At 54.7% G+C, this 19645-nt stretch carries 14 protein-coding genes and 1 pseudogene; 11 read left to right on the top strand and 4 right to left on the bottom strand.

Features of this window, described 5'->3' with window-relative positions; translation table 11 throughout:
• The 9 genes and pseudogenes from Q3970_RS09715 to Q3970_RS09675 form a co-directional block, all read left to right on the top strand.
• On the top strand, nucleotides 1-2781 hold a 2781-nt coding region (locus Q3970_RS09715), incomplete at its 5' end, for a DNA methyltransferase (RefSeq protein ID WP_303100376.1).
• 10 nt (nucleotides 2782-2791) lie between these two features.
• Nucleotides 2792-4936 (top strand): DEAD/DEAH box helicase, encoded by a 2145-nt coding sequence (locus Q3970_RS09710; RefSeq protein WP_303100375.1) that lies wholly within the window; start codon nucleotides 2792-2794, stop codon nucleotides 4934-4936.
• Nucleotides 4936-6159 carry a GIY-YIG nuclease family protein gene (locus Q3970_RS09705; protein WP_303100374.1) on the top strand — a complete coding sequence of 408 codons (1224 nt, stop codon included), beginning with the start codon at nucleotides 4936-4938 and terminating at the stop codon, nucleotides 6157-6159. Before Q3970_RS09710 ends, Q3970_RS09705 begins: the two co-directional genes overlap by 1 nt.
• Before the next feature lie 95 nt (nucleotides 6160-6254).
• The gene (locus Q3970_RS09700; protein ID WP_303100373.1) at nucleotides 6255-7307 is read left to right on the top strand and encodes a low specificity L-threonine aldolase; all 1053 of its coding nucleotides are present in this window, start codon (nucleotides 6255-6257) and stop codon (nucleotides 7305-7307) included.
• Between the two features lie 2 nt (nucleotides 7308-7309).
• Nucleotides 7310-7921 (top strand): YigZ family protein, encoded by a 612-nt coding sequence (locus Q3970_RS09695; protein WP_303100372.1) that lies wholly within the window; start codon nucleotides 7310-7312, stop codon nucleotides 7919-7921.
• A 115-nt stretch (nucleotides 7922-8036) separates the two neighbouring features.
• The gene (gene purD, locus Q3970_RS09690; protein WP_303100371.1) at nucleotides 8037-9308 is read left to right on the top strand and encodes a phosphoribosylamine--glycine ligase; all 1272 of its coding nucleotides are present in this window, start codon (nucleotides 8037-8039) and stop codon (nucleotides 9306-9308) included.
• Between the two features lie 143 nt (nucleotides 9309-9451).
• On the top strand, nucleotides 9452-10045 hold the full coding sequence (locus tag Q3970_RS09685) for an L-threonylcarbamoyladenylate synthase (RefSeq protein ID WP_303100370.1): 594 nt from the start codon (nucleotides 9452-9454) through the stop codon (nucleotides 10043-10045).
• 150 nt (nucleotides 10046-10195) lie between these two features.
• A complete protein-coding gene (locus Q3970_RS09680) occupies nucleotides 10196-12394 on the top strand; it encodes a UvrD-helicase domain-containing protein (RefSeq protein ID WP_303100369.1) in 2199 nt (732 codons plus the stop codon).
• A gap of 115 nt (nucleotides 12395-12509) precedes the next feature.
• Nucleotides 12510-13344 (top strand): annotated as a pseudogene (locus tag Q3970_RS09675) (IS30 family transposase).
• Nucleotides 13345-13405: 61 nt separating this feature from the next.
• Here Q3970_RS09675 and Q3970_RS09670 read toward each other — a convergent pair.
• The 3 genes from Q3970_RS09670 to Q3970_RS09660 all read right to left on the bottom strand — a co-directional run bounded on the left by Q3970_RS09670 (nucleotide 13406) and on the right by Q3970_RS09660 (nucleotide 14608).
• On the bottom strand, nucleotides 13406-13738 hold the full coding sequence (locus tag Q3970_RS09670) for a helix-turn-helix transcriptional regulator (RefSeq protein WP_303100368.1): 333 nt from the start codon (nucleotides 13736-13738) through the stop codon (nucleotides 13406-13408).
• Between the two features lie 125 nt (nucleotides 13739-13863).
• Nucleotides 13864-14394, bottom strand: a complete 531-nt coding sequence (locus Q3970_RS09665; RefSeq protein ID WP_303100367.1) for a rhodanese-like domain-containing protein — start codon at nucleotides 14392-14394, stop codon at nucleotides 13864-13866.
• Between the two features lie 19 nt (nucleotides 14395-14413).
• On the bottom strand, nucleotides 14414-14608 hold the full coding sequence (locus tag Q3970_RS09660) for a DUF2892 domain-containing protein (RefSeq protein ID WP_303100366.1): 195 nt from the start codon (nucleotides 14606-14608) through the stop codon (nucleotides 14414-14416).
• Between the two features lie 179 nt (nucleotides 14609-14787).
• Here Q3970_RS09660 and dinG point away from each other — a divergent pair, with 179 nt between their 5' ends.
• A complete protein-coding gene (dinG, locus tag Q3970_RS09655) occupies nucleotides 14788-16917 on the top strand; it encodes an ATP-dependent DNA helicase DinG (RefSeq protein WP_303100365.1) in 2130 nt (709 codons plus the stop codon).
• Nucleotides 16918-17162: 245 nt separating this feature from the next.
• Here the strand turns inward: dinG and gap are convergent, their stop codons facing one another.
• The gene (gene gap / locus Q3970_RS09650) at nucleotides 17163-18170 is read right to left on the bottom strand and encodes a type I glyceraldehyde-3-phosphate dehydrogenase (RefSeq protein ID WP_303100364.1); all 1008 of its coding nucleotides are present in this window, start codon (nucleotides 18168-18170) and stop codon (nucleotides 17163-17165) included.
• 471 nt (nucleotides 18171-18641) lie between these two features.
• Between gap and lpxC the strand changes: the two genes are divergently transcribed.
• The gene (gene lpxC, locus Q3970_RS09645) at nucleotides 18642-19559 is read left to right on the top strand and encodes a UDP-3-O-acyl-N-acetylglucosamine deacetylase (protein WP_303100363.1); all 918 of its coding nucleotides are present in this window, start codon (nucleotides 18642-18644) and stop codon (nucleotides 19557-19559) included.
• Nucleotides 19560-19645 lie beyond the last annotated feature (86 nt).

The raw sequence follows: 19645 nt of genomic DNA, 5'->3' as shown, positions 1-19645 counted from the left end.
AGCCGAGCCGAGCCGAGCCGAGCCTCTGATTTTATCTATGGTTTTCTAAAACTTTTCGACACCCCAAAAGCCACCTTAACCAAACTGCAAAACAACAGCGGCGGTGCCAACGTGGCCGATATGCCGCTTTTAGGTGAAGTGGCCCTTTCCCACAAGCTCTATTTCAAACCGCTGCAAGCGGGCAACGATGTTTATGAAGCACTGAAAACACTGAAAGAGCTGCCCTCTGCCGCAAAAAACAAAATCCGCTTTTTTATCGCCACCGACTATCAAAACTTTGCCGCTTATGATGCCAAAGTTGATGATACGCTCGAATGCGCCTTTGCCGGTTTGGCGCAAAACTACGGCTTTTTCCTGCCCTTGGCCGGTTTGGAGAAAAGCCGCGAATTCACCGAAAACCCCGCCGACACCAAAGCCGCCGAAAAAATGGGACGGCTGTTTGACCAAATCCGCCTGACCAACGATTTATCCAAACCCGAAGACATCCACGCGCTGAATGTGTTTCTCACGCGGCTGCTGTTCTGCTTTTTTGCCGAAGACACCAAAATCTTCGCCAAAGACGCCTTCACCAAACTCATCGAAAGCCACAGCCTTTCAGACGGCAGCAATATCGACGACATTCTCTCCGGTCTCTTCGCCGTGTTAAACCTGCCGTCTGAAAGCCCCAAACGCGCCAAACTGCCTGCGCATTTGGCCGCATTCCCCTATGTGAATGGTGGCCTCTTCTCCGCCGACGAACCCATTCCATCTTTCACCGCACGCACGCGCCGCCTGTTGCTCGAATGCGGCAAACTGGATTGGGCGGAAATCAATCCCGATATTTTCGGCTCCATGTTTCAAAGCGTGATCAACCCCGCGCAGCGCAGCCGCCTCGGGCAGCACTACACCTCCGTGCCCAACATCATGAAAGCCATTCAGCCGCTGTTTCTCGACAGCCTGCAAGCGGATTTTCAAGATATTTTCAAACGCTATTCCAGCCCGGAAGGCCGTCTGAAAGCTCTTCACAGCCTGACCATGCGCTTGGGCAAAATCAAAATTTTCGACCCCGCCTGCGGATCGGGCAATTTCCTGATTATTGCCTACAAAGCGCTGCGCAAGCTCGAAATTCAGATTTTTAAAGCCATTCAAGCCATCGACGGCAACGAATATTTCCACAGCCAAATCACACTCAACCAATTTTACGGCCTCGAACTCGACGACTTCGCCCACGAAATCGCCATGCTTTCACTCTGGCTGGCCGAACACCAGATGAATCTGGAATACGAACACGAGCTGGGCAACAGCCTGCCCACCCTGCCCTTAAAAAGCGGCGGCAACATCAAGTCTGCCAATGCCCTTCGCGAAGACTGGGAAGCCTTTTGCCCGCGCCAAAACCGTGCCGAAGACGAGGTTTATCTGGTTGGCAATCCGCCCTTCGGCGGCAGCAACAGCCGCGACGAAGGCCAAAACGAAGACATGGATTTGGTGTTTTCCGGCTGGAAAAAATACGGCGTGCTGGACTACGTTACCTGCTGGTTTTGGAAAGGCGCGCAATATATTCAAAACAGCCGCGCCAAGCTGGCGCTGGTATCCACCAACTCCGTCAGCCAAGGCGAACAGGTCGCCACCTTGTGGCCGCATATCTTTGCCTTGGGGCTGCGCATCGGCTTTGCCTGGCAAACCTTTCCGTGGGCTAACAATGCCAAAGACAAAGCCGCCGTGCATGTGGTAATTATCGGCTTGGTATCGCAACAGCTTTCAGACGGCACGGCAGGCCGTCTGAATCCGGATACGCAGGAAACACGCTTGTTCAAACTGGTAGATAAAGAATGGCGTGCGCAAAGCGTGGCCAATATCAGCCCTTATCTGATTGCAGGCAGTAATCTGGCCGTGTCGGCTCGGGAAAGGCCTTTAGGCAAGGTTTCCAAAATGGTTTACGGCAACAAGCCTGTTGAGGGCGGCAACCTGATTTTGACTACTGCCGAAAAAGAAGTCTTATTGGCCAAAGAACCGAAGGCCGCCAAATGGATTAAAAAGCTATTGGGTTCGGATGAGTTTTTAAACGGCCAAGAACGCTGGTGTATCTGGCTGCGCGATATGGTGGCAGAAGAATTGGCGCACCTGCCTGAAGCCTATCCCGAAATTGCCAAACGGGTGGAAAAAGTCCGTGCTGTGCGCTTGGCCAGCAAAAAAGCTGCCACTGTGAAAAAAGCCGCCATCGCGCATTTATTTGACGAAATCCGCCACCCGCATTCAGGCAGCTACATCCTCGTCCCCCGCGTATCCTCCGAACGCCGTGAATATGTACCGATGGACTTTTTCAGCCATGAAGTGATTCCCACTGATGCCACCCAGATTATCCCCAACGCAACCCTCTACGAACTCGGCATCCTCTCCTCCGCCGCACACAACGACTGGATGCGCACCGTGGCAGGCCGTCTGAAAAGCGATTACCGCTATTCCGGAACCTTGGTCTACAACACCTTCCCGTGGCCGCAGGCCGATGAAGCGCAGCAGGCCGAGATTACACGCTTGGCAGAAAATGTGCTGCTGGCGCGTGATGCGTTTCCCGATAAAACCCTCGCCCAACTCTACGACCCCGAAAAAATGCCCGAAACCCTGCGCGAAGCCCACCGCGCATTGGATGATGCCGTAGACAAACTCTACCGCGCCAAACCGTTTTCAGACGGCCTGGAGCGCGTGGAACACCTGTTTGCCCTGTATGAACAAATGATTCAGGCAGAACAGGCCGCCTTAGCAGCCGCCAAAGCCGAAAAAAAGAAAAAGAAATCTTCAACATAAAGGAAAACCCATGACCATCTCTCTTTTAAACGTGCAATATGCACAAACCGGCAGCAGCACGCAGCAGAATCCTATGGGTATGCGCGAAATGCAGGCGAAAGCCTTTGCCAAACGCGATGCGCAATACCTGCTTTTGAAAGCACCGCCCGCATCGGGCAAATCGCGCGCGCTGATGTTTCTGGCTTTGGATAAGTTACGCCATCAGGGCGTAAAAAAAGCCATTATTGCCGTGCCGGAAATGAGCATCGGCGGCTCGTTTGCCGATACGGATTTAAGCGAACACGGCTTTTTCGCCGACTGGCGCGTAAAGCCTGAAAACAATCTCTGCACAGGCGGCGGCGCGGATGGCGATAAGGGAAAGGTAGATGCATTCAAACGCTTTATGAAAAGCAGCGATAAGGTGCTGGTGTGCACCCATGCCACCTTCCGCTTTGCCTTTGACGCGCTGAATGATGCCCAAGCATTTGATGATGTGTTGGTGGCGATTGATGAATTTCACCATGTGTCGGCAGAAGAAAACAACCGTTTGGGCGGCGTGTTGGATAAATTGATGCGCGAATCTTCTGCGCATATCGTAGCAATGACAGGCTCTTATTTCCGTGGCGACACCGTGCCGATTCTCACCGAAGAAGACGAAGCGAAATTTGAAAAGGTTACCTACACTTATTACGAGCAGCTCAACGGCTACAAATATTTGAAATCGCTGGGCTTGGGCTATCATTTCTATCAGGGCAGATATTTCGACGCACTGGCCGAAGTGCTCGATTCCACTAAAAAAACCATTATCCATATTCCCAATGTGAATTCGGGCGAAGCGGCGGTGGATAAATACACGGCTGTGGATGCGATTATTGATGTGTTGGGTGAATTTGTGGCTAAAGACCGCACCACCGGCATCATCACCGTGAAAACTTCAGACGGCCGCCTGCTGAAGCTGGCCGATTTGGTGGACGACCGCAAAACCTCCGACCGCGCTTTGGTGCAGGATTATCTGCGCCGCGCCAAAAAACGCGATGATGTAGATATTATTGTTGCACTGGGCATGGCGAAAGAAGGTTTCGACTGGCCGTTTTGCGAACACGTTTTAACCATCGGCTACCGCAGTTCGATGACGGAAGTGGTGCAGATTATCGGCCGTGCCACCCGCGACTGCGAAGGCAAAAGCCATGCGCAGTTTACCAATCTGATTGCCCAACCCGATGCGGCTGATGCAGATGTGGCCAACTCGGTGAACAATCTTTTAAAGGCGATTACCTTATCGCTGCTGATGGAGCAGGTGCTTGCGCCCAATATTACCTTCCGCCGCCGTTCGGATATGAAAGAAGGCGAAACCCCGCCCGCCGGCACACTGATTGTGGACGACACGGCCGTACCGGTTTCTAAAAAAGTGCTGGATATTTTAAACAGCGACAGTACCGACATCATCGCCGCACTCACGCAAAACCCCACCGCCGCCAAAAGCTATGTGAACCAAGACGCGCCCGCGCAAACGGTAAACGAAGTGCTGCTGCCGCAGATTGTGGCCAAACGCTATCCCGACACCGATGCTGCGGAGCAGGCTCAAATCGTGCAGGGCATCTTAACGCAGATGGCCGTGAACAGCAGCGGCGGCCTGCTGGAAGGCGCAAACCTGCCTGAAAACGCCGAGGTGGAAAACGAAGGCCGGTTTGTGCGGCAGGGAGAATTTTTCGTAAATGTGGACGCTTTAAGCGAAGCCGAGCAAGGCCGTCTGAAAGAAAACGAAATTATCCACGAACGCGATTTGCCCGCAGGCGCGCCGATACGCAATCCGCAAACGGGCGAAACCCAAACACTGAACAACCAGTTTGTGAAAATGGGGGAAAAATTCATCAATGTGGATAAGCTGAACATCGATTTGATCCGTGCGGTCAACCCCTTCCAGCGCGCTTATGAAGTGTTGTCGAAAAATGTGGACAGCGGATTGCTCAAAGCGGTACAAAACCATGTAGAAGCCGGCCGTATTCAGATGAGTGAAGAAGAAGCGGTGATGCTGTGGCCGCGTATTCAGGAGTTTGTCAAAACCAACGGGCGGCATCCCTCCCAATATGCCGAAGATGTACTGGAAAAACGCATGGCCGAAGCCCTGATTTATATCCGCGACAAAAAAGCGAAGCGTATGGCCGGAGGTGCGTAATGGAGTTTCAAGGTATCCGCCCCCATGGCCTGCGCAGCTTGGACGATATTTTTGCCAACGATGAAATGGGTTTGCTCTCTGATGTGAAAGCTGTGAATAAAGCAGTGAACGGCAAAGAGCGCTTAGTATCGCTTTATCAGGAAGTGGCAGACTTTTTCAGACGGCATCACAGGCTGCCCGATACCGCGGGCAGCTTTGAAGAAAAACGGCTGGCAACAAAGTGGCTGTCTGCTTTGGAAAACGCCGACAGCAAAAATATATTGCAGGAATGCGATAGCTTGGGTTTGCTTGCCCAAAGGCCGTCTGAAACGTCTGCACAAGAAACACAGGTGCAAAGTTTGGACGATATTTTTGCTAATGACTCTTTGGGTTTGCTGGATACGGGCAACACCGATATTTTCCAAATCCGCCATGTGCACACGCATCATGGCAAACCCTATGCCGATGAAGACATGGCTCAGCGCAAACCCTGCAAGGATTTTTGGCGTTTTGAAGTATGGTTCAAACAAATACACCAACAACTGAAAAACGGCAGCGCACATTTGGAACGCCTGAAAACCGAAACGTTTTTGCAGCCGGGCGATGTGTTTCTGGTGGGCGGTTTATTGTGTTATGCAGCCGGTTATGCCGAAACGGAAACCCGCCAAAGCCCGCGCCACAATCCGCGCCTGCGCGTGATTTACGAAAACGGCACCGAATCCGACATCCTCACCCGCTCGCTGGCGCGCGCTGTTTATAAAGATGAAAACGGTAAAAAAGTTATTCTGCAAAAGCACAGCCAACTGCCTGATATTTTTACCGAGCCGTCCGAACAGCAAGGTTTGACCACAGGCTATCTGTATGTTTTAAAACTGCGGCAGCCCAAACCCGAACTGGCACACTTCAAACACCTGCACAAAATCGGTTTCACCACCGGCAGCATAGAAACACGCATTGCCGATGCCGAAAATGACATTGCCTTTTTGGAAAGCGCGGTGCAGCCCGTGCTGCATTTCGAATGCCGCGACATCAATCCGCACACTTTCGAGCGGCTGATGCACGCCTTTTTTGCCGCTCAGCGGCTGAATTTGAAACTCATCGGCAAAAACGGCAGGCAATACACGCCGTCCGAATGGTTTGATGTCGGCTTGGATGTGATTGAACAGGCGGCAAATTTGATTGTGCGCGGGAAAATCAACCGTTACCGTATGGACAATACGGCAGGGAAAATTAAGAAAAAATAACCCTAAAAGAGTATGTTATGATGTATCATTTAAAACAGGCCGTCTGAAAAGGTTTCAGACGGCCTTTAATCCCTATGTCCCATGAAAGCACGATTATGACCCCGCTGCACAATCTCCGCTCACATACTTTCGCTTCCGACAATTATTCCGGGGTGCATCCCGAAATTCTTGCCGCGCTCGCGGCGGCCAACGGCGGGCATGTGGGCGCGTATGGCAACGATCCTTATACCGCACATCTGCAAACGCTGGTAAAGCGGCATTTCGGCGAACGGGCCGAGGCGTTTCCGGTGTTTAACGGCACGGGTGCGAACGTGTTGGCTTTGCAGGCCTGCCTGCCGCGCTGGGGCGCGGTGGTGTGTGCTGAAACGGCGCACATCAATATAGACGAAAGCACCGCGCCGCAAGCGGTGGGCGGCTTTAAGCTGTGGACGGTTGCGGCGGAAAACGGCAAGCTCACGCCTGAGCTTATTGCTCGTGAGGCATACGGTTACGGTTTCGAGCACCGCGCCCAGCCGTTGGCGGCCAGTATCACGCAAAGCACCGAGTTGGGTACGGTCTATACGCCGCAGGAAATCCGCGCTATCGGCGCGTTTTGCCGCCAACACGGCGTGGCGCTGCACATGGACGGCGCGCGCATAGCCAATGCCGCCGCCGCGCTGGGTGTGCCGCTGCGCGAAATCACCACGGATGCGGGGGTGGATATCCTCTCGTTCGGCGGCACCAAAAACGGCCTGCTGCTCGGTGAGTGTGTGGTGGTTTTGAACCCTGATAAAGTTTCAGACGGCCTCAAATATCTGCGCAAACTCAATCTGCAACTGGCTTCCAAAATGCGTTTTATTTCGGCGCAGTTTATTGCGCTGTTGGTGGGGGATTTGTGGCGAGAGACGGCACAACAGGCCAATGAGATGGCGAAAAGGCTTTCAGACGGCCTGCAAGCCATTGGCGGCGTGGAATTGGTTTACCCCACCGAAGCGAATGCCGTGTTTGTGAAACTGCCGCAAGGCGCGGCGGATAAGGTGCGCGGGCATACTTATTTTTATGATTGGGACGAACAAGGCACATCGCGCTTCGTGTGCAGTTTCGATACGCGCGAAGAAGACGTTGATGCGCTGTTGGCGGCGGTGCGGCAGGCGGTGGGGGCGGTGTAGGCATGAACGCCACGGTTTACCACACCATCGCGGCGCCGGTGCAGGCCGAATTCAAAGATAAAGGCAGCCGCTTTATCGCCTTCGCTTATCCCGTGAAAAGCGCCGAAGCCGTTAAAAAACATGTCGATGCCTTGCGAGAAGCACACCACAAAGCCCGCCATTGGTGCTATGCCTACCGCTTGGGCACCGACGGCAACACTTTCCGCGCCAACGACGACGGCGAACCTTCCGGCAGCGCCGGCCGCCCGATTCTGGGGCAGATTGATTCGGCGGGGCTGACCGATGTGCTGGTTGTGGTGGTGCGCTATTTCGGCGGCACGCTGCTGGGTGTGCCGGGCTTGATTCACGCCTACAAAACCTCCGCCGCCGAAGCGTTGCAACTGGCTGAAAAATTAGAAAAAAACATTGAAAAAACCGTTTGGCTGCGCTGCGGCTACCCGCATCTGAACGATGCCATCCGCATCGCCAAACAGTATCAGGCGGAAGTGGTGGCGCAGGATTTGCAGCTAGACTGCCGCTTAACGGTGAGCATTCCGCTGGCCAACTACGCCGCTTGTTTGGCGGCGTGGGAGCAGACGCGCGCGATTGAGGTGTTGCTTGAAGAGGCCGTCTGAAAATATTGATAGGCAATAAAAGATTCCGGGTTTTTATACTGCGGAAACCGCCTCAAATCGGTTATAATCCGACGGCTCGAATTTATAAAATCTTGTTTTTAATCAAGGAATAATCATGAAATTACTCGTTATCGGCAGCGGCGGCCGCGAACACGCCCTGGCTTGGAAATTGGCCCAATCCCCCAAAGTAGAAACCGTTTTCGTCGCCCCCGGCAACGCGGGCACGGCAACCGAACCCAAGCTGCAAAATCTCGCCCTTACCGCCCATGCCGATTTGATTGATTTCTGCCGGCGCGAAAACATCGCCTTCACGCTGGTCGGCCCCGAAGCGCCGCTGGCCGCCGGTATCGTGGACGATTTCCGTGCCGCCGGTTTGAAAATCTTCGGCCCCACCCGCTATGCCGCGCAACTGGAAAGCTCGAAAGATTTTGCCAAAGCCTTTATGAAAAAATACGGCATTCCCACCGCGCAATACCAAACCTTTGATAACGCAGAAAAAGCCCACGAATACCTCAACCAAAAGGGTGCGCCGATTGTGATTAAGGCCGACGGCCTGGCGGCGGGCAAAGGCGTGATTGTGGCGATGACGGCTGATGAAGCGCATGCCGCCGTCGACGATATGCTCTTGGGCAACAAAATGGGCAATGCCGGCGCACGCGTGGTGATTGAAGACTTTCTGCAAGGCGAAGAAGCCAGCTTTATCGTGATGGTGGACGGCGAACACGTGCTGCCGATGGCCACCAGCCAAGACCACAAACGCCTGCTCGACGGCGATAACGGCCCCAATACCGGCGGTATGGGGGCATACAGCCCCGCGCCGGTGGTTACGCCCGCCGTGTACGGGCGCGCCATGAACGAAATCATTCTGCCCACCGTGCGCGGCATGAAGGCGGAAGGTCATGAGTTTACCGGATTTTTATACGCCGGCCTGATGATTGATGCCGACGGCGCGCCCTATACCATCGAATTCAACTGCCGCTTCGGCGATCCCGAAACCCAGCCGATTATGAGCCGTCTCGACAGCGATTTGTCGGATTTGGTGGCCGCCGCCATCGACGGTAGGCTGGATACCGTATCCGCCGAATGGAACCCGCAAACAGCAGTCGGCGTGGTGCTGGCGGCGGAAAACTATCCCGAAACACCGAAAAAAGGCGACGTTATCAACGGCTTGGAAGAAGCCGACCGGATCGGCAAAGTGTTTCATGCCGGCACCGCCGCCGGCGAAGCGGGCGAAATCCTCACCAACGGCGGCCGCGTATTGTGCGTGGTCGGTTTGGGCGACGGTGTGGCCGCAGCCAAAGCACGGGCTTATCAGGCTTTGGAGAAAATCCGCTTTAACGGTATGCAATACCGCACGGATATCGCCGACAAGGCGGTTAACCGTTAAGTGTTGCTTGATATGATTTCAGGCCGCCTGAAACGGTTTCAGACGGCCTTTTTAGCGATTTCCGCCATATAGTGAGTAATCATTTAAAGATTAAGGCCTTTGCAAAGGTTTCAGATTATTTTCATGTAACAATTTGATAACAAATGAAAAACAAAACCACGCCGCCTGTTATGAAAACCGCCCGCACCCTCCCGGCGGCTGCCCGGGCGGGATTGTCCGCCCATCTTAAAAAGGGCGGTTTGGTGGCGTATCCCACCGAATCCTGTTACGGCATCGGCTGCCTGCCGCGCCATATTCGGGCGTTGGCTAAATTGGTCCGTTTAAAAAAACGCCCGCAAAACAAAGGTATGATTGTGATTGGCAGCAGTTTGGCGCAGTTGCGCAATCTGTTGGACAGGCCGTCTGAAAGCACTATGGCCATGCTGGAAACCGAATGGCCTGCGCCCACTACGTTTCTGCTGCCTTGCCGTCGCCTGCCGCCGCTGTTGAGGGGGCGCGGGCGCAGCAAACTGGCGGTGCGGGTGCCCGCGCATACGGGTGCGCGGCAGCTGTGCAAGGCGTTGGGCACGCCGCTGGTTTCCACGTCCTGCAACCGTTCGGGCGGCAGGCCGTGCAAAACCGAACGCGAAGTACGGCGTTTGTTCGGCTGTCGCGTGCAGGTGGTCGGCGGGCGCATAGGCGGCGAGAAAGCGCCGAGCCGGATTATCGATGCCGAAACGGGGCAGCGTTTGCGTTGATAAGGTGCGTGTTGTGAGGAGAAAGCCAAAACAGGGAGTTTGACCAACCCCGGCCGGGGCGCGTTTTGCCTGCAAACCAATGGTAAAACAGAACGGATTATCCCTTACAATAACGCTCATCTTTAGAATATTTTTTCAGACGGCCTGATTATGCTTTCCCAAAACCTATCCGCCACCTTGCTGCAAGGTTTGAACCCCGAACAACTCGCCGCCGTTACCTGGCCGCCTCAATCCGCGTTGGTGTTGGCGGGTGCGGGCAGCGGCAAAACCCGCGTGCTCACTACCCGCATCGCCTGGCTTTTGCAAAGCGGCCAAGCGGGTGTGCACAGCATTCTGGCCGTAACCTTCACCAACAAAGCCGCCAAAGAAATGCAAGCCCGCTTGGGCGCCATGATTCCCGTTAACGTGCGCGCCATGTGGCTGGGCACCTTCCACGGCCTGTGCCACCGCTTTTTGCGCCTGCACCATAAAGACGCCGGCCTGCCTTCCACCTTTCAGATTCTCGACAGCGGCGACCAGCTCGCCCTGATCAAACGCCTGCTCAAGCAGCTTAACATCGCCGAAGAAATCATCGCCCCGCGCTCGCTGCAAGGCTTTATCAACGCCCAAAAAGAAAACGGCCTGCGCGCATCGCAGCTCACCGCGCCCGACCCGCACACCCAACGCCTGATCGAGTGCTACGCCGCTTATGACCAAACCTGCAACCGCGAAGGCGTGGTCGATTTTGCCGAGCTGATGCTGCGAAGTTATGAAATGCTGCAAGCCAACGAAATCTTGTGCCGCCACTATCAAAACCGTTTCAACCACATTCTGGTCGACGAATTCCAAGACACCAACAAACTGCAATATGCCTGGCTAAAATTAATGGCGGGCGATTCCGCCGCCGTGTTCGCCGTGGGCGACGACGACCAATCCATCTACCGCTTCCGCGGCGCCCACGTCGGCAATATGACCGCGCTGATGCGCGAGTTTCACATCAAAGCGCCGATTAAACTGGAACAGAACTACCGTTCAGACGGCCATATTCTTGCCGCCGCCAACGCCGTAATCGAAAACAACACCGAGCGGCTCGGCAAAAACCTGCGCACCGATGCCGATAACGGCGACAAAATCCGCTTCTACACTGCCCCCGTCGATTTCGACGAAGCACAATTTATCATCGACGAAGCCAAATGCCTGCAACGCGAAGGCTGGCGGCTCGACCATATGGCCGTGCTCTACCGCAGCAACGCCCAATCGCGCATCATGGAACAAGCCCTGTTCGCCGCCAATATCCCCTACAAAATCTACGGCGGCCTGCGCTTTTACGAACGCCAGGAAATCAAACACGCGCTCGCCTACCTGCGCCTGGCCGTCAACCCCGACGACGACAACGCCCTTTTGCGCGTGATCAATACCCCCCCGCGCGGCATCGGCACCCGCACCATCGAGAACATCCAAGCCGCCGCCGCCGAGCAGGGCATTTCCCTCTGGCAGGCCGCCTGCGGCATGGGTGCCAAAGCCGCCAAAGTCGCCGCCTTCGTGCGCCTGGTTGAAGATTTGCGCGCCCAAGCCCCCAACGTATCCCTGCAAGAAATGATGCTCGCCGTTACCCGCGACAGCGGCCTTGTCGAATACTACAAAACCCAAAAAGGCGACCACCAAGACCGCCTCGACAACCTCGACGAACTCATCAACGCCGCCGTCGCCTTCAGGCCGTCTGAAAGCAACTTCGAAATCCTGCCCGATAACGCCGCCGAAAGCCCGCTGTTTCCCATCCTCGCCTTTTTAAGCAACGCGGCCCTCGAATCCGGCGAAAACCAAGCCGGCACCGGCGAAGAAGCCCTGCAAATGATGACCGTGCACGCCGCCAAAGGGCTGGAATTCGACGCCGTTTTCCTCACCGGCATGGAAGAAGGGCTGTTTCCCAGCGAATACAGCCTCGCCGAGCGCGGCGGCCTCGAAGAAGAACGCCGCCTGATGTATGTGGCCATCACCCGCGCCAAAAAACGCCTCTACATCAGCATGGCCCAACAGCGCCTGCTGCACGGCCAAACCCACTTCGGCATCGTGTCGCGCTTTGTGGAAGAAATCCCGCCCGAAGTCATCCACCGCCTCTCGCCTGCCCCGCAGCGTTTCAACAGCTTCACCGATGCACCCAAAGCCAAAAACCGCATCATTGAAACTTATGATTTACCGCAGCAATACCACGGTTTTAGCATCGGCCAAAACGTGCGCCACGCCAAATTCGGAACCGGCGTGATTATCGACGCGGTGGACAAAGGCGGATCCGCGCGGCTCACGGTTAACTTCGGCAAGGAAGGGGTGAAGGAATTGGACACCAAGTTTGCGAAGTTGGAGGCGGTGTGAACGGGACGGGGGAGGTAAAGGCCTTTACATTCGCCTAACAAGTGCAACTTTCCATCAACAAAAAAAGGCCGGTATGCGGTAGCATACTGCCTTTCCTGACAAGAAAGATTGCAATATGGCCTACACACAACTGACCTCAGGGCAACGATACTATATTTACAGGCACTACCGCAACCTGCCCTTACGCCAAACCGCACAAACCATAGGCTGCCACCCCGCCACCGTCGGCCGCGAAATCAGGAGGCACTCCCTCAACGGAACCTACTGCTACAAACAGGCACAGCAACGCAGCGAGGCCAAAAGAAAAACAAAACCGCACGCAAAATGACCGATGCCGTCAAACAGACCATCGCCGGGCTGATTACCCGCAAGTACAGTCCCGAACAAGTCTGCCCCGCCTTCGCAGGCAAGAAGGCATCAAACTGCATCACAGCACCGTTTACCGTTACCCGGCCAAAGACCGCATCGGCGATTTCGAGACGGACACCATAGTGGGCAAAGACCAAAAAAGCGGGCTTTTGGTGGCGGTGGAGCGGAAAACCAAATTCGTCGTCATCCGCAAAACCGCCGACTTCAAAGCCCGGGACACCGCCCGGGCGGTGATTCGGGCACTGAAGCCGTTCAAAGATATGGTTCGGACGATTACGTCGGATAACGGCAAAGAGTTTTACCGACACACGGTCTTTGCCAAAGCACCGGATGCGCAAACCTACTTCTGCCGCCCTTATCATTCTTGGGAAAAGGGTTTGGTGGAGAACACCAACGGGCTGATACGCCAATACTTTCCCAAGGGAACGGATTTCAGAAAAGTGGGGGCCGGAGAGATCAAGGCGGTTGAAGAAGTCCTCAACCGCCGACCGGGAAAAACGCTTGATTATGAGATGCCGGCTGATTTGTTTTTGGCGGCTCTCAAACAGCATTTGAGTGTTGCACTTGATATGCGAATGTAATGCCGTCTGAAACTTTCAGACGGCATTATTTATTTATTTAAAACATCAAATACTTATAAAACTATAACACCTTATTCCAACCTTCTTCGCCGCCCCCTTCTTCTTCGGCGCAGAAAAACGAATACAGCAGCGCGATGGTTTCGTTCACACGCGGATCGGCGATGTAATACAGACGCTCACGGTGTTTCACTTCGCAATTGATCAGCCCCGCTTCGCGCAGCAGCGCAAGCTGGTTCGACATCGCCGCCTGCGGCAGGCCGGTCATTTCGGCCAGCTCGGTAACGTTGCGGCGCGTATCTTGCAGGCTGCACAATACGGCCAAACGGTTGGTGTTGGCCAGCAGCTTCAAAAAAGCAGTGGCCTGCTCGTATTTTTCGGACATGTCTTCTTGCATCGCAGCATTCCGTTTGTCGGTTATCCGGCATGATTGTAGCGGCAATTAAGGCCGTCTGAAAGCTTTTCGCATTGATTTCATTGACTTCATTGGCTTCAGACGGCCCGGTAAAACGGAAACCCGGTTTACTGCAAACGGCGGTTCCACGGCATATGCACCAGCAGCCGCGCCATACCGCAGAATCCGGTCAAACCCGCCGTGAGCAGGCCGGCGCCCACGAATGCACACACAAGATAAAATGCCGGTGATACCAGCCAGCCCAATAACGCGCCGAGCAGAGCCAGCGAACCGGCGGCAATCTGTACCTGACGCATCAGATCCAGAGGCTGCGAACGATCGATCAGGGTGGGCAGGCCCACGCTTTTCCAACCGTCCAAGCCTTTTTCCAAAATAAACGCTTCCCTGCCGCCGGCGGCCTGCTCCAGCACCGCTGCCGCGTTTTGCGTGCGCATACCTGATTTGCAGTGAAAAATCACGCACGGCGCCTGTTGCGCTTCATCGGGCAGACCTTCCGCCTGCAACTGAGGCAAAGGCCGCAGCAGGGCGTTTTCGATATGCTCGCGGCGGTATTCGCCGGCAGTGCGGATATCGACCAGCACGGCACCCTGTTTCAGCTTGGTTTGAGCGTCGGCAATGTCGATTATGTGTATGTTCATGGTGTTCCTTTTTCTAAACTTATTTTCTATCCAAGCGGCAGGTGCTGATACCGAAAATCCGGTAAAGGGGGCAGCTCGACAGCAGGCCGGTAATCAGCGGCACGAAGCCGATCCAACCCCACCGGCCTATGGTGCCGGATGCTGCCAAAACGGTTAGCACTACGCCTGCCGCGATGCGGATGATTCTGTCGATGACGCCTATGTTTTGCTTCATGGTCTTCTCCTGATCATTTTATATAAAAAAATTTTTATATGTTTTTAATTTTATATTATTTGAATTTTAGCTGTCAACAACAATGCAAACAGGCCGTCTGAAACCTTTTCAGACGGCCTTTACACAGATAAATGCTAAAATGGCGGTTTCCCGCCCAACCGCCTTGTTCAAACGGCCTTATGCTCACCGATTTAGAAAAAAACGCCATCCGCGACCACTACCGCGCCATTTCGCAAAACCTGCCGCAATTCCGCCCGAGAGCCGCGCAGCGGGAAATGATTGCGGCCATTGCCAATGCCTTTTCGCGCACGCAAACCCGCGCCGAAGGCGAAGAAGCACCCAAGCGCGAGGGCGAAAGCATTGTGGTGGTTGAAGGCCCCACCGGCGTGGGCAAAAGCCTGGCTTATCTGTTGGCGGGCGGCATCATGGCGCAAACGCGCGGCAAACGGCTGATTGTGTCGAGCGCAACGGTGGCCTTGCAAGAACAATTGGTTGACCGCGATTTGCCGTTTTTGGTGGCCAAAAGCGGTTTGGAGCTGACTTTCGCGCTCGCCAAAGGGCGCGGCCGCTACCTCTGCCCCTACAAACTCTACCAGCTCACCCAAAGCAACGCCCAGCAAAACCTGCTCGGCTTCGAAGCCCCCGCCGTGTTGTGGGACAGCAAACCCAAGCCCGAAGAATTGAAGCTTTTGCGCGATATGGCCGACGAATTCGCCGCCCGCCGTTTCAACGGCGACCGCGATACCTGGCCGGAAAAAATCGACGATGCGGTGTGGATGAAGGTAAACAACGACAACTACGGCTGCCTCAAAGCCGCCTGCCCCAACCGATCGGAATGCCCGTTTTACCTCGCGCGCGACACGCTCGAAAATGTGGACGTGGTAGTGGCCAACCACGATTTGCTGATGGTCGATATCGGCATGGGCGGCGGTGTGATTCTGCCCGCGCCCGAAAACAGCTTTTACTGCATCGACGAGGCGCACCACCTGCCCAAAAAAGCCCTGAGCCGGTTCGCCGCCGAACACTCGTGGAACCAAGCCGTGTGGGCGTTGGAAAAACTCCCCGCCGTTACCGATAAAATCGCCGCGCTTACCGACAAGGCCGAGCTGGCGAACTTGGCTGACGAAGCCGCCGCCGCCCTGCTCGAAAGCCTGCACGAATGGCAGTTCCACCTTTCCGAAGAGCCTGAATTGAGGCCGTCTGAAAACAACGAATCGGTGTGGCTGTGGCAGGACGGCAAAATCCCCGAAGCGCTGGAACTCACCGTTTCCAACACCGCCGTTGCCGCGCGCAGCCTCTGTAAACACGCCAACAGCCTCAACGACGCCTTGGCCGCTGCCCGCCGCAACAAAGACCAAAACAGCGCCCAAACCGACCGCCTCAGCACCGAATTCGGCGTGTTCCGCGCCCGCATCGAGCAAATCACCGCCACTTGGGATTTGCTCGCCACCGTGCCCGCCGAAGGCGAAGAGCCGCTGGCCAAATGGATTACCCGCCGCCTCGACGACAAAAACGACTACATCTTCCACGCCAGCCCCATCAGCAGCGCCTCCCATCTGGCCGACAACCTGTGGCGGCGCGCCGCCGGTGCCGTGCTCACCTCGGCCACCCTGCAATCCTTGGGCAGTTTCAACCTGATTCTGCGCCAAACCGGCCTGCACCGGCTGCCCGAAACCACCACGCTCGCCCTGCAAAGTCCGTTTGACTTCGGCAATCAGGGCGAACTCTATATCCCGCCTGTTGCCGCCAGCCCCAAAGATCCCGCCGCCCACACCGCCGCCATCGTCGAATGGCTGCCCAAACTGGTTTCCGCCGAAGAAGCCGTCGGCACACTGGTGCTGTTTTCTTCACGCAAACAAATGCAAGAAGTAGCCCTGCGCCTGCCCGAAGCCTATCTGCCGCTGCTGTTGGTGCAGGGCGAGCTGCCCAAGGCCGTGCTGCTGCAAAAACACCGCCAGGCCGTCAGCGAAGGCCGCGCCAGCATTATTTTCGGGCTGGACAGTTTCGCCGAGGGGCTGGATCTGCCCGGCGATACCTGCGTGCACGTTATCATTGCCAAACTGCCGTTTTCCATGCCCGACAACCCTGTCGAAAAAACCCAAAACCGCTGGATTGAGCAGCGCGGCGGCAACCCCTTTGTCGAAATCACCGTACCCGAAGCCAGCATCAAACTGGTGCAGGCGGTCGGGCGGCTGATACGTACCGAAAGCGACTACGGCCGCGTAACCATACTCGACAACCGCGTCAAAACCCAAAACTACGGCCGCCAAATGCTTGCCTGCCTGCCGCCGTTTAAAAGAATCGGATAACGGCGCTTTGGCCGTCTGAAATACCCGGTTTGATCTATCGTAGGTTGGGTTGAAAACCCAACATAACCCCGTTTCATTGCTTCAAGATGTTGGGTTTGGTAACCCAACCTACACTTACTCAAACACATGGCGTTGCCAGCCTGACAAAACCAAACAAAAGGCCGTCTGAAACGTTTCAGACGGCCTGCTTTATTTTGATTTGATTATTGTGAAGCGTAAAACACCAAGTTAATCAAGTAGTAAAATTACTTAATCAGTTTGGCGAAATATTCCAAAGTGCGCACCAGCTGGCAGGTGTACGACATTTCGTTGTCGTACCAAGCCACGGTTTTCACCAGCTGTTTGCCGCCTACGGTCATCACACGGGTTTGGGTTGCGTCGAACAATGAACCGGCTTCCAAACCGATAACGTCGGAAGACACGATTTGGTCTTCGGTGTAGCCGTAAGACTCGTTCTGCGCGGCTTTCATGGCGGCGTTGATTTCTTCAACGGTAACGGTTTTCTCGAGCACGGTAACCAGCTCGGTCAGCGAACCGGTGGCCACGGGCACGCGCTGGGCGGAGCCGTCGAGTTTGCCGTTAAGCTCGGGAATCACCAAACCGATGGCTTTGGCGGCGCCGGTGCTGTTGGGCACGATGTTGAGCGCGGCGGCGCGGGCACGGCGGAAATCGCCTTTGCGGTGTGGCGCGTCCAACGTGTTTTGATCGCCGGTATAGGCGTGGATAGTGGTCATCAGGCCTTCGACCACACCGAATTGTTTTTGCAGCACGGCGGCCATCGGCGCCAGGCAGTTGGTGGTGCACGAAGCGGCGGAAATCACGGTTTCGCTGCCGTCGAGAATGTTTTCGTTCACACCGTAAACCACGGTTTTCACATCGTTGCCGCCGGGTGCGGAAATCACCACTTTTTTGGCGCCGGCGCGGATATGGGCTTCGGCTTTGTCTTTTTTAGTGAAAAAGCCGGTACATTCCAGCACCACGTCCACACCCAATTCGCCCCACGGCAGCTCTTCGGGGTTGGGATTGGCGAACACTTTGATTTCTTTGCCGGCCACCACGATGGCATTGTCTTTCAGCTCGGCGGCGCCCTCGAAACGGCCTTGGGTGCTGTCGTATTTAAACAGGTGCAGCAGCATATCGGCGGGCGTTAAATCGTTTACCGCCACCACTTCGATACCTTCGGTTTTGATGATTTGGCGCAAAGCCAAGCGGCCTATACGGCCGAAGCCGTTAATCGCAACTTTAATGCTCATTTCGATTTGCTCCTTAAAAAAACAATAAGTTTCGGGTTGATTGCTTGATTGGGCACTTTTTACCATGAAATAAAATTACTACCTAGCACTACTTCTATAAAACGGCAAAAAATCTGATTTAAATTAAGCAAGCTACAGGTAAAGGCCGTCTGAAAAATTTTAATAATCTGATTTAAAATATAAAAAGACTATTTTGAAGAAAACCGCCCCATCTTGTGGATAACTCGGTTTGTGTTTTTAAAACATTAAGATAGAGTTAACCGAAGTTGTGGGGCGAAACGGTATAAATCCGGAATCAATAAGGATAAAACTGAAATAATCTTTCAGTTTGTGGATAAGTTTTTAACCATCCGCATTTTTTAAACAGCCCGTGCAAAATAAAATAGAGATAAATAAATACTATTAAAAATGTTGTGCCGGCAGTTCTGTTTTATCGTATTATCCGAAACGTATTTTGTGAAAGGCAAACCCATGCTGCAAAGAACCCTGGCAAAGCCCGTCAGCGTAACCGGCGTCGGCCTGCATTCCGGCGAACGCGTGGCGCTCACGCTCCACCCCGCGCCTGAAAACAGCGGTATTTCGTTCCGCCGCACCGATTTGGACGGCGAACAGGGCGGAGTAATTGCGCTCAACCCCTACCTGATTAACGACACCCGTTTATCCTCCACCGTGGTAACTGATTTAGGCGTGCGTGTGGGCACCATTGAGCATATTATGTCGGCATTGGCCGCTTACGGCGTCGATAATGCGCTAATCGAATTGAACGCGCCCGAAATTCCGATTATGGACGGCTCCAGCCTGCCTTTTATCTATCTGCTGCAAGATGCGGGCATCGTCGATCAAAAAGCGCAGAAACGCTTCTTGAAGATTTTAAAACCGGTGGAAGTGAAAGAAACCGGCAAATGGGTGCGCTTCACCCCCTATAACGGCTTCAAAGTAACGCTCACCATCGAATTCGATCACCCCGTGTTCAACCGCAGCAGCCCCACGTTTGAAATCGACTTCGCCGGCAAATCCTATGTCGACGAAATCGCCCGCGCACGCACTTTCGGCTTTATGCAGGAAGTGGAGCTGATGCGCTCGCACAACCTCGGCCTGGGCGGCAACCTTTCCAACGCCATCGTAATCGACGATACCGACGTGCTCAACCCCGAAGGGCTGCGCTATCCCGATGAATTCGTGCGCCATAAAATCCTCGATGCCATCGGCGACTTATATATCGTCGGCCACCCGATTATCGGCGCGTTTGAAGGCTACAAATCCGGCCACGCCGTCAACAACGCCCTGCTGCGCACCATTCTCGCCGATTCCGGCAATTACGAATGGGTGGAATTTGAAAACGAAGAAGATCTGCCCCCCGCATTCCACGGGCTGCCTGATGCCGCGTAGTAATTTCTAACGCACCCTGAGGCAGTATAACAAGGCCGAGACCTTTGCAAAATACCTAAAACCCCATCCAAACGGTTACCCGAACA

The sequence above is a fragment of the Neisseria sp. genome (assembly GCF_030530745.1).
Taxonomy (GTDB): Bacteria; Pseudomonadota; Gammaproteobacteria; order Burkholderiales; family Neisseriaceae; genus Neisseria.
Note: the sequence above shows the minus strand (reverse complement) of the source record. Positions and strands in the feature narration are given on the sequence as shown.

Excerpts from the sequence above, each read along its gene's own strand:
- Q3970_RS09710 (WP_303100375.1), top strand. The coding sequence starts at position 2,792 with ATGACCATCTCTCTTTTAAACGTGCAATATGCACAAACCGGCAGCAGC.
- Q3970_RS09705 (WP_303100374.1), top strand. The coding sequence starts at position 4,936 with ATGGAGTTTCAAGGTATCCGCCCCCATGGCCTGCGCAGCTTGGACGAT.
- Q3970_RS09700 (WP_303100373.1), top strand. The coding sequence starts at position 6,255 with ATGACCCCGCTGCACAATCTCCGCTCACATACTTTCGCTTCCGACAAT.
- Q3970_RS09695 (WP_303100372.1), top strand. The coding sequence starts at position 7,310 with ATGAACGCCACGGTTTACCACACCATCGCGGCGCCGGTGCAGGCCGAA.
- purD (WP_303100371.1), top strand. The coding sequence starts at position 8,037 with ATGAAATTACTCGTTATCGGCAGCGGCGGCCGCGAACACGCCCTGGCT.
- Q3970_RS09685 (WP_303100370.1), top strand. The coding sequence starts at position 9,452 with ATGAAAAACAAAACCACGCCGCCTGTTATGAAAACCGCCCGCACCCTC.
- Q3970_RS09680 (WP_303100369.1), top strand. The coding sequence starts at position 10,196 with ATGCTTTCCCAAAACCTATCCGCCACCTTGCTGCAAGGTTTGAACCCC.
- Q3970_RS09670 (WP_303100368.1), bottom strand. The coding sequence starts at position 13,738 with ATGCAAGAAGACATGTCCGAAAAATACGAGCAGGCCACTGCTTTTTTG.
- Q3970_RS09665 (WP_303100367.1), bottom strand. The coding sequence starts at position 14,394 with ATGAACATACACATAATCGACATTGCCGACGCTCAAACCAAGCTGAAA.
- Q3970_RS09660 (WP_303100366.1), bottom strand. The coding sequence starts at position 14,608 with ATGAAGCAAAACATAGGCGTCATCGACAGAATCATCCGCATCGCGGCA.
- dinG (WP_303100365.1), top strand. The coding sequence starts at position 14,788 with ATGCTCACCGATTTAGAAAAAAACGCCATCCGCGACCACTACCGCGCC.
- gap (WP_303100364.1), bottom strand. The coding sequence starts at position 18,170 with ATGAGCATTAAAGTTGCGATTAACGGCTTCGGCCGTATAGGCCGCTTG.
- lpxC (WP_303100363.1), top strand. The coding sequence starts at position 18,642 with ATGCTGCAAAGAACCCTGGCAAAGCCCGTCAGCGTAACCGGCGTCGGC.